General features: G+C 57.9%; 8 protein-coding genes. 7 read left to right on the plus strand and 1 reads right to left on the minus strand.

What is annotated here, in order from left to right; translation table 11 throughout:
* The first annotated feature begins 104 nt into the window (after window positions 1-104).
* The 5 genes from ABRP98_RS02105 to ABRP98_RS02125 all read left to right on the plus strand — a co-directional run bounded on the left by ABRP98_RS02105 (window position 105) and on the right by ABRP98_RS02125 (window position 5,594).
* Entirely contained in the window at window positions 105-1,865 is a 1,761-nt protein-coding gene (locus ABRP98_RS02105; RefSeq protein ID WP_296090040.1) for an acetyl-CoA carboxylase biotin carboxylase subunit, read from the plus strand.
* Window positions 1,866-1,887: 22 nt separating this feature from the next.
* A complete protein-coding gene (locus ABRP98_RS02110; RefSeq protein ID WP_296090042.1) occupies window positions 1,888-2,355 on the plus strand; it encodes a hypothetical protein in 468 nt (155 codons plus the stop codon).
* Between the two features lie 157 nt (window positions 2,356-2,512).
* Complete coding sequence (locus ABRP98_RS02115) at window positions 2,513-4,018, plus strand: ATP-binding cassette domain-containing protein (protein ID WP_296090044.1); 1,506 nt, start codon at window positions 2,513-2,515, stop codon at window positions 4,016-4,018.
* 86 nt (window positions 4,019-4,104) lie between these two features.
* Entirely contained in the window at window positions 4,105-4,473 is a 369-nt protein-coding gene (locus tag ABRP98_RS02120; protein ID WP_284849870.1) for a GntR family transcriptional regulator, read from the plus strand.
* Entirely contained in the window at window positions 4,470-5,594 is a 1,125-nt protein-coding gene (locus tag ABRP98_RS02125; RefSeq protein WP_349857192.1) for a DUF1648 domain-containing protein, read from the plus strand. The genes ABRP98_RS02120 and ABRP98_RS02125 overlap by 4 nt, the downstream gene beginning before the upstream one ends.
* Here ABRP98_RS02125 and ABRP98_RS02130 read toward each other — a convergent pair.
* The gene (locus tag ABRP98_RS02130; RefSeq protein WP_023028371.1) at window positions 5,591-6,877 is read right to left on the minus strand and encodes a thymidine phosphorylase; all 1,287 of its coding nucleotides are present in this window, start codon (window positions 6,875-6,877) and stop codon (window positions 5,591-5,593) included. The two genes, ABRP98_RS02125 and ABRP98_RS02130, sit on opposite strands and share 4 nt — an antisense overlap.
* A gap of 202 nt (window positions 6,878-7,079) precedes the next feature.
* Between ABRP98_RS02130 and ABRP98_RS02135 the strand changes: the two genes are divergently transcribed.
* Window positions 7,080-7,520 (plus strand): cytidine deaminase, encoded by a 441-nt coding sequence (locus tag ABRP98_RS02135; RefSeq protein ID WP_502878778.1) that lies wholly within the window; start codon window positions 7,080-7,082, stop codon window positions 7,518-7,520.
* A 33-nt stretch (window positions 7,521-7,553) separates the two neighbouring features.
* On the plus strand, window positions 7,554-8,774 hold the full coding sequence (locus ABRP98_RS02140) for a NupC/NupG family nucleoside CNT transporter (RefSeq protein ID WP_349836597.1): 1,221 nt from the start codon (window positions 7,554-7,556) through the stop codon (window positions 8,772-8,774).
* The last annotated feature ends 127 nt before the right edge of the window (window positions 8,775-8,901 follow it).

Raw genomic sequence — 8,901 nt, forward strand, 5'->3', positions numbered from 1 at the left:
ATTTTTGTTTAAACGTAACGATCATTGCTAAACGGACGACTTTATTTTTTGGTGTGCAACAATAGATCCCGTAGTGAACGAAGTGTATTCAGGAGGTTACTGCCGTGGCAGTAGAAACCAAGAAGATCTCCAAGGTTCTCGTAGCGAACCGAGGTGAGATCGCCGTACGCGTTATTCGTGCTGCTCGCGATGCCGGGATCTCCTCAGTCGCCGTTTATGCCGAGCCGGACGCGCAGGCACCATTCGTCACGCTGGCAGATGAAGCTTTTGCCCTCGGCGGTTCTACCTCTGCGGATTCTTATCTTGTCTTTGACAAGATTCTGGATGCCGCCCACAAATCCGGCGCGGATGCCATCCACCCCGGCTATGGTTTCTTGTCCGAGAATGCCGATTTTGCCCAGGCGGTTATCGATGCCGGACTGATCTGGATTGGACCGCCTCCCCAATCCATCCGCACGTTGGGCGATAAGGTCACCGCCCGCCACATCGCCGAGCGGGCCGAAGCCCCCATGGCCCCCGGCACCAAGGACCCGGTAGCCAACGCAGACGAGGTCAAGGCCTTCGCGGATGAGCACGGCTTGCCCGTAGCCATCAAGGCGGCATTTGGTGGCGGCGGCCGCGGCATGAAGGTGGCACACACCACTGAAGAGATTCCGGAGCTTTTTGAATCCGCTACCCGCGAGGCCACCACTGCCTTTGGCCGCGGCGAGTGCTTTGTCGAACGCTACCTCGATAAGGCCCGCCACGTTGAGGCCCAGGTCTTGGCGGATAAGCACGGCAATGTTGTGGTCGTCGGCACGCGTGATTGCTCCCTGCAGCGCCGCTTCCAAAAGCTCGTAGAGGAAGCACCGGCGCCTTTCCTAAGCGAGGAGCAGCGCGCCTCCATCCACGAATCCGCCAAGCGCATTTGCCGCGAGGCTGACTACTGTGGCGCCGGCACCGTGGAGTATTTGGTCGGTGCCGATGGCCTGATTTCCTTCCTCGAGGTCAATACCCGCCTGCAGGTGGAGCACCCCGTTTCTGAGGAAACCACCGGGCTGGACCTCGTGCGCGAGCAATTCCGGATTGCGCAGGGCGAAGAGCTTTCGCTCAGCGAGGATCCCGCACCGCGCGGGCACGCATTTGAATTCCGCATCAACGGCGAAGACGCCGCGGCCGGTTTCATGCCGGCCCCAGGCACCATCGTCAAGTACTCCGAGCCGGCCGGCCCGGGCGTGCGCGTGGATTCGGGCGTCATCGAGGGCTCGGTCATCGGCGGGCAATTCGACTCCATGCTGGCCAAGCTGATTGTTTGGGGCCCAGACCGTGAAACCGCCCTGCGCCGCTCCGCCCGCGCCCTGTCTGAATACCAGGTTGAGGGCCTGCCCACCGTGCTGCCCTTTGACAGAGCCATCGTCGCCGATCCCGCCTTTACCGCGGAAAATGGTTCCTTCGATGTCTACACCAAGTGGATCGAGGAGGCTTGGGATAACCAGCTGACGCCGCATGATGATTCCACCGATGCGGAAGCCGGCGCGCCCGAGGCCTCCCAGGTCCACACCGTGGAAATCGATGGCCGCCGCATCGAGGTGGCCCTGCCCGCCACCTTTGGCATTACCGGCGCGCGCAAGCGGAAAAAGCGCAAGGGTGCCGGTGCCAAGGCCGCAGTGTCCGGTGATGCCGTAACCGCACCGATGCAGGGCACAGTCATCAAGGTCAACGTGGAAGAGGGCCAAGAGGTAGAAGAGGGCGATATCGTCATGGTCCTAGAGGCCATGAAGATGGAAAACCCCGTCAAGGCCCACAAGTCCGGCACCGTAACCGGCCTGGCGGTCGAGGCTGGCGCGTCCACCACCAAGGGCGCGCAGCTGCTGGAAATTAAGTAACCGTGCCAGCTAACCTGGAAGAATGACTGATTCTTCTCTTGGTGTTCGCTTGGCCAAGGAAGAGGACCGCGACTACCTTGCGGGCCTCTTCCCTTCCTACATCGCAGACTGGTCCCCCATCGTCGATGGCGGCGTCATCGCCTTGCCCCTTGCCGCCAACGAAGATCCAACCATAGAACCCGTGGGAGCCGCGCTCCTGCGCTACTACCCCGCCGCAACGAAGGGCCCAGCCTTCCTCGGCGATCCGGATGCTGACCCGCTTGACGATGCCACTTGGCTCACCCCCTTCGATCCCGAGGACATCCCAGAGCTCATCGTCGCCACCGACGGCACCGACGGCACCAGCGACGAGGCTTCCCGTGCCCACGACCTGCTCGTTGCCAACGCTATAGACCTCGCGGCCGAGCAAACCGCCCCCGGCATCGCGTCCACCACGCCACTACCTGGCTTCGAGGAACTCACCTCGGATAAGTTCTTCCGCCGCTTTTAATCTGGCCCCAATCTCCTGCAGGCGTCCAAGGCCTGCAGGAGATAAATTTCAACGAAGGCCTTGTGTTCTGCACCACAGCTGCTATCGTTAAGTGCTATGAAGATTTCCGCCTAGTATGACGTCCCTTGCACACTCGTTCTTTAAAGGTGGATTCTTCATGCCGATTTCTCTTTCTCAACTCAGCCTGTCCTGGCCAGACGGCACTCCCTGCTTTTCTCAACTTTCCGCAACAATCCCTGACTCGGTTACTGGGATGATTGGCGATAATGGATCCGGAAAATCAACCCTTGCTAAGGTCCTGTCCCACCAGATCGCACCATCCTCGGGCACATTCTCGGCACCAGAAGTCACGTACCTAGACCAAGATCTTGGTCTACATGACTCTTTAACCATCGCCGACGTTTTTGGCGCAGCGGAAACGATTGCCGCGCTCCACGCACTAGAAGCGGGAAATTACTCCGAGGAGCTGCTGAAGATTATTGGCACCGACTGGGATATCGAAGACAGGATTCATGCGTGCCTTCATAATGCTGGCATCCCCTACCCACTAGATCGCACCATCGGCACGATTTCCGGGGGCGAAGCGGTGACCATCGCGTTAAACGCCGCGTTTTTTGATCACCCGGACTTTGTCATCCTCGATGAGCCAACCAATAACCTGGACGCGGAAGGAAAGTCCAAGGTCACTGAGCTTATTTCCAGCTCTTCTACCCCCATGGTTGTCATCTCTCATGACCTAGACCTACTCTCCCATGTCGAGTACATTGCAGAGCTCTACGCGGGAAATTTGAGAATATTTTCCGGAAATTATCACGCTTACCGGGAGGCGATAGGGAACGAACAGCGCGTTGCTGAAGCAGAAACTCGCGAGGCCAAAGCCGAACACCGCAAGCAAGTGCGCGAGCGCGAAGCGATGCAAGTGCGCATTTCCAGGGATAAGCGCCGCGGCAAAGCCTTTTCCCACAACAACCGGAAACCCGGGCTAGCAATGGGAAACGACAAGAATCGCTCCCAAAATACCGCGGCTAAGCGCTCAGCTCAGGCATCAGGGTCGGTGAAGGAAGCATTTGACGCCTATCAAGCTGCACAAAATAAGATCCGCCCAGACGAACACGTCCACCTCGATCTCCCAGGCACGCAGTTGCCCAATGGCACACGTGTGCTCACCAGCAGCATCGTGGACTTAACCGGCCCTGAACATGTACGCCTTATGGGACCAAATGGCAGCGGGAAAACCACATTTCTTAATAAGGTTGCGCGCGGTGACGTTGAGTACAGCTTGGACTGTGGATATTTGCGGCAGAAAATCACCTTGCCGGAAGATCGCACAATCTTAGAAATGGTCACGGAGGCCAATCCCACTGCTCACCCACAATTCCTCCGCGATCAACTGGCACAGCTACTATTTCGCGATGACCAAGTGCACCGCCGCACCGGCCAGCTATCCGGCGGCGAACGCTTCCGTGCGGAATTTGCCCGGGTCCTATTAGCCGAACCCAGCCCACAATTTCTCCTACTCGATGAGCCCACCAATAATTTGGATATCACCACCATAAAGTGGCTCGTGCAAATCCTTGAGCCCTACGAGGGTGCGTACCTGCTGGTCAGCCATGATGAGGGTTTCTGCAAGGAACTCAACTTAACCTCGCAGGTTCATATCTAGGTATCTTAGCCTCCATTCTGTATTACTTTTACTGACACAGATTGTGCTACTATTAGTAGCACAAAAATAGTGGAAGGAGGTAGCTCATGCTCATCACTCTCAACCCTGACACGGATGTGCCGGTCTTCCAGCAAATTCACGATGAACTCGTGTTGGCCATCGCCCGCGGGCAACTGCTTGCTGGCGAAAAGCTCGATCCCGTGCGCCATGTCGCCGCGGATATTGGCATCAACCCAGCCACCGTGAAACACGCCTATGACCTGCTCGTGGCTGATGGCCTCGTCGAAACTGCGGGCCGGTCGGGGTCAATCGTTCGACCCGGCGCGCACACCGCGGCGCAAGAACAGCAGGTACGGCAACGCCTTCACCGCGTGGCGGCGCTTGCCCGCGCCCAGGGCTTTTCCACCGATGAGCTCCACGGCTATCTCGACTCCACACTGAAGGAGCTATCATGATTCTCACCATCCTCATGGCCGCCACCACGCTGGCCATTACGTGGATAATGACCACAATCCCGGCGCTGGCGGCACAAGGTGCCCCGCTGGGCGTTCGCGTTCCCCAAAGCCACCTTTCTGATCCGGTTGTGGTCGACGCAATTTCCGGTTTCAAAACCCGGACGTGGATTGTGGGCATCGCCGCGACGGTTATCTCGCTTTTCTACGTTAACCATTCATGGGTGGCGGCCTTGTCTTCCCTGTTGGTCATTATCGGCAGCACGTGGGCCTATCTCTCGCAGCGCCGCCACATCATCGCGGCTAAGAAGGACGGTGGCTGGTTCGACGGGGTAGAAACCGCGGTCAGTGCCCGAGTAGCGGGGCGAGACGCCGACGCTGTGCAGGATATTGATGTACCAACCCCATCTTTTCCCTGGCTCACCATGCTAGGTTCCTTGTTGGTCATCATCGCCGGCGCGCTCATCGTCGCTGCCCACTGGTCCGATATCCCCGATCCCGTTCCGGTGCACTGGGATGATTCTATGGAGCCGGATAGCTGGAGCGACAAGTCCATCGGCAGCGTCTTTTTCATCACATTCATCGGGCTGGGAGTGTGGCTGCTTTTCGCCGGCATCTGCTGGCTTATCCAACGCACCGCGGTTCAGCCACGCTCGGAGCGCTCCATCATGGCACGGCTGCGGAATCAAGCAAACCTTGCAGCCTCCAACGAAGCGATGGGCACCCTGCTGCTTCTCATGTCTCTCGGGCTGTCGTTTATACAGATCACCAGCCCGGTACCCGGCTACCAAGATCTGGCTGGGCTCTCCTTTATCACCATGGTGGTGATGACCATTAGCGGCACCATAGCCATCGTGGCGATGATCCTGCGCGCCCAATCGCAGCTCGAGGAACAGCTGCGCGGGGTGAAATTTCCGGATAGCGACAAAGAATCCCCCGATAATGACGAGCATTATAAGTGGGGGATCCTGTACTACAATCCCGATGACCCAGCGGTGCTGGTGGACAAGCGCCTGGGCGTCGGAGTCTCCTTCAACTACGCCACGTGGCAGGCGAAGGTCTTCCTCGCCGTCATAGCACTCATCATCATCGGGTCGATTGCGCTTCCGTTAATCCTGATTTAACCAATGCGGTCCAGGATGATCTGGCGCTCCTTATCCAGCGGGGCGTCCGTAATCTTAAAGCCCTGCTGCAAAGTCTCGAGGGAACGCTCGAAGCGCTCCGGAGTCTCCGTGTGCAGGGTGAAAAGCTTTTGCCCCTTAGATACCTTCTCACCCTTGACTGCGTGCAATTCGATGCCCGCGGTCGCCTGTACTGGGTCTTCCTTCCGCGCACGGCCCGCGCCCAAGCGCCAGGAGCTTACACCGACGGACAGGGCATCGAGTTCGGTCAGGTAGCCATCGGATTCAGCAATGACATCGTGGGTATGCGTCGCCACAGGAAGCTTGGCGTCTGGGTCGCCGCCCTGCGCCTTAATCATTTGCTTCCACTTGTCCATAGCGCGGCCATCCTTGAGCGCCTTTTCCACGTCGGCATCGTGCACGCCAGCTGCTTCCAGCATCTCGCGCGCAAGTGCAAGGGTCAGCTCGACGACATCGCTTGGCCCGCCGCCGGCCAGGACCTCGACGGATTCTTCAACTTCGAGCGCGTTGCCCACCTTGCGGCCCAAAGGGGTGGACATATCCGTTAGCAGTGCAGTGGTGGCGGTTCCGGCATCATTGCCCAGGTCCACCATGGTCTGTGCCAGCTCGCGGGCTAAGGTCTCATCCTTCATAAAGGCGCCGGAGCCCACTTTGACATCGAGGACCAGCGACGAGGTACCTTCCGCGATCTTCTTCGACATGATGGAGGAAGCAATAAGCGGAATGGCCTCAACGGTGGAGGTGATATCGCGCAGGGCATAGATCTTCTTATCCGCGGGCGCTAGTCCAGAGCCTGCCGCGCAAATGATGCAGCCCGGATCCTCCAGGATTTCCATCAATCGCTCATTGGAAATATCCGCCTGCCAGCCCGGGATGGCTTCCAGCTTGTCCAGGGTGCCACCGGTGTGGCCCAAGCCGCGGCCAGAAAGCTGCGGGACCGCCACGCCAAAGGCGGCAACGAGAGGCGCGAGCGGCAGCGTGATCTTATCGCCAACGCCACCGGTGGAGTGCTTGTCCGCGGTCTTCTTAGACAAAGACTCAAAGCTCATCGTCTCACCGGAGGCAATCATCGCCTTAGTCCACTGCGAGATTTCCTCGCGGTTCATGCCGTTGAGGAAGATCGCCATGTTGAGTGCGGCCATCTGCTCATCGCCCACGACCCCGCGCGTATAGGCATCGATGACCCAGTCGATTTCCTCCGGGCTAAATACCCCCTTGTCGCGCTTGGTACGAATAACATCTACCGCATCGAATTTCTCAGCCATGACGACTCCTCCTGTAATGATTTGGACACCGAAACATACAAGCACATGATGTGATTTACCACACTATATATAGTGGTTGTACACTCCACCACGTCCAATTATTATTCCCTATAGAACAGATGTCAATGAGTATTTTTCTTTTTGTTCTAATAGAGGATTAACCCAATCTCTCTTCACCCGTAGAAAGAAAGTCCATACCGCAATGAACGCCACCCCGGATTCGCCCCCTACCGATGCCGAATTGCTCAGCCTCGCAGAAGAAGCAGCCCACCACGCCTGGGCGCCTTATTCCTCTTTCCCAGTCGGTGCGGCTTTGCTGCTTGCCGATGGCCGCATTGTCACCGGCTCCAATGTCGAAAACGCCTCCAGCCCGCTAGGCATTTGCGCCGAGCGCAATGCCGCCGCCCACATGGTCACCACCGCCGACGTGACGGCTACCGATGGCCACTTGCCCAGCATTCCGCAGATTAAAGCCGTCGCTATTATCGGCTTAAAGTCTGCACCTTGCTACCCTTGTGGCGCCTGCCGCCAGGTCCTGCGGGAGTTTAACTGCGAGCGCGTCATCGTTTCCGTAGATGGAAAGCCCCGTAGCCATGACTTTGCCGAGATCCTCCCCCATTCCTTTGGCCCAGAGTCACTCTAACTAAAAATTCCCTTCAAAGAACGGTCAGAAAATATGGAACGCTTACAAGGATTGCTCGGCATCATTGCCATTCTTGCAGTGATCTACGTCCTGTCGAGCTCGCGTAAAAATATCAAGTGGCGCACCATTGGTGTGGGCCTTGTCCTGCAGGTGGTCTTCTGTTTCTTAGTCCTCGCGTGGGATCCTGGATTCAAAGCCCTCAAGGGCGTCGCCAATGGGCTGACTAAGCTCACGGAATTTACCAACGAGGGCACCCAATTCGTCTTCGGCGGACTCTTCGGTGATGACTTCGTCTTCGCCCTCAACGTGCTACCCGTGATCATCTTCTTGGGCGCCATCATCGCTGCCCTGTACTACCTCCGGGTTATCCAGTACTTCGTGGAATACGTCGGATCCGCCATCAAGTGGCTCATGGGTACCTCCAAAGTGGAATCGGTCTGGGCCACCACCGTCATCTTCCTCGGGCAATCCGAGGCCCCACTGGTGATTAAGCCCTACCTGCCCAAGCTCACCCGTTCCGAGCTCTATACCTGTATGGTCGGTGGCTTTGCCTCCGTGGCCGGATCCACGTTGATCGGCTACTCCCTCTTGGGCGCGCCCCTGGAGTACTTGCTCGCCGCATCGCTCATGAATGCGCCGGGCTCCCTGCTCGTCGCCAAGGGCCTCATGCCAGAGACGGAAGAGACGAACCTCGACGCCACCGTAAAAGACGTCCGCGATACCGAATCCAAAAACATCATCGACGCCATCAGTAGCGGTGCCATGGCCGGCGGTAAGATCGCCATCTCGGTTGCTTGCTTGCTCATCGCCTTCATCGCGACGATTGTGATGCTCTCTGCCATCCTCGGCGGCATCGGTTCTCTCTTCGGCCAAGATAACTGGTCGCTCGAAGGCCTCTTCGGCATCATCTTCGCCCCCGTGGCTTGGCTTATCGGTACGCCGTGGAACGAGGCCCTCGAGGTGGGTAACTTCATCGGCCAAAAGACCATCCTCAACGAGTTCGTTGGCTACACCGCTTTTGGTGAAAGCGTCGATGAGCTCAGCGATAAGGCCATCTTGATCTCCTCCTTCGCCCTCGCTGGCTTTGCCAACCTGTCCTCCATTGGTATTCAGATTGGCTCTATCGGCGGCCTCATTCCGGAGCGCCGCGGTGAAGTGGCCAAGCTTGGCCCACGCGCGCTCTTCGGCGGCTTCCTTACTAATATGCTCAACGCCGCCATCGTCGGCGTCATCGTGGCGCCAATGGTTCTCTAGCCTGGCGCGCTACCCTTCAAACGTAGAAATCCCCTCCTAGCTGGAAATTCTGAACTGGCCCCCGAAAGTTGGACTGGTTTAATTCTAGGCGATGAGGGGTTCAAGGGTCTGATTCCGATATTGCATC

It is taken from the genome of Corynebacterium sp. KPL2838 (assembly GCF_040225455.1).
GTDB classification, from domain to species: Bacteria; Actinomycetota; Actinomycetes; order Mycobacteriales; family Mycobacteriaceae; genus Corynebacterium; species Corynebacterium rhinophilum.

Coding starts and splice junctions, on each gene's coding strand:
- ABRP98_RS02110 (WP_296090042.1), top strand. CDS start 1,888: ATGACTGATTCTTCTCTTGGTGTTCGCTTGGCCAAGGAAGAGGACCGC.
- ABRP98_RS02115 (WP_296090044.1), top strand. CDS start 2,513: ATGCCGATTTCTCTTTCTCAACTCAGCCTGTCCTGGCCAGACGGCACT.
- ABRP98_RS02120 (WP_284849870.1), top strand. CDS start 4,105: ATGCTCATCACTCTCAACCCTGACACGGATGTGCCGGTCTTCCAGCAA.
- ABRP98_RS02125 (WP_349857192.1), top strand. CDS start 4,470: ATGATTCTCACCATCCTCATGGCCGCCACCACGCTGGCCATTACGTGG.
- ABRP98_RS02130 (WP_023028371.1), bottom strand. CDS start 6,877: ATGGCTGAGAAATTCGATGCGGTAGATGTTATTCGTACCAAGCGCGAC.
- ABRP98_RS02135 (WP_502878778.1), top strand. CDS start 7,080: ATGAACGCCACCCCGGATTCGCCCCCTACCGATGCCGAATTGCTCAGC.
- ABRP98_RS02140 (WP_349836597.1), top strand. CDS start 7,554: ATGGAACGCTTACAAGGATTGCTCGGCATCATTGCCATTCTTGCAGTG.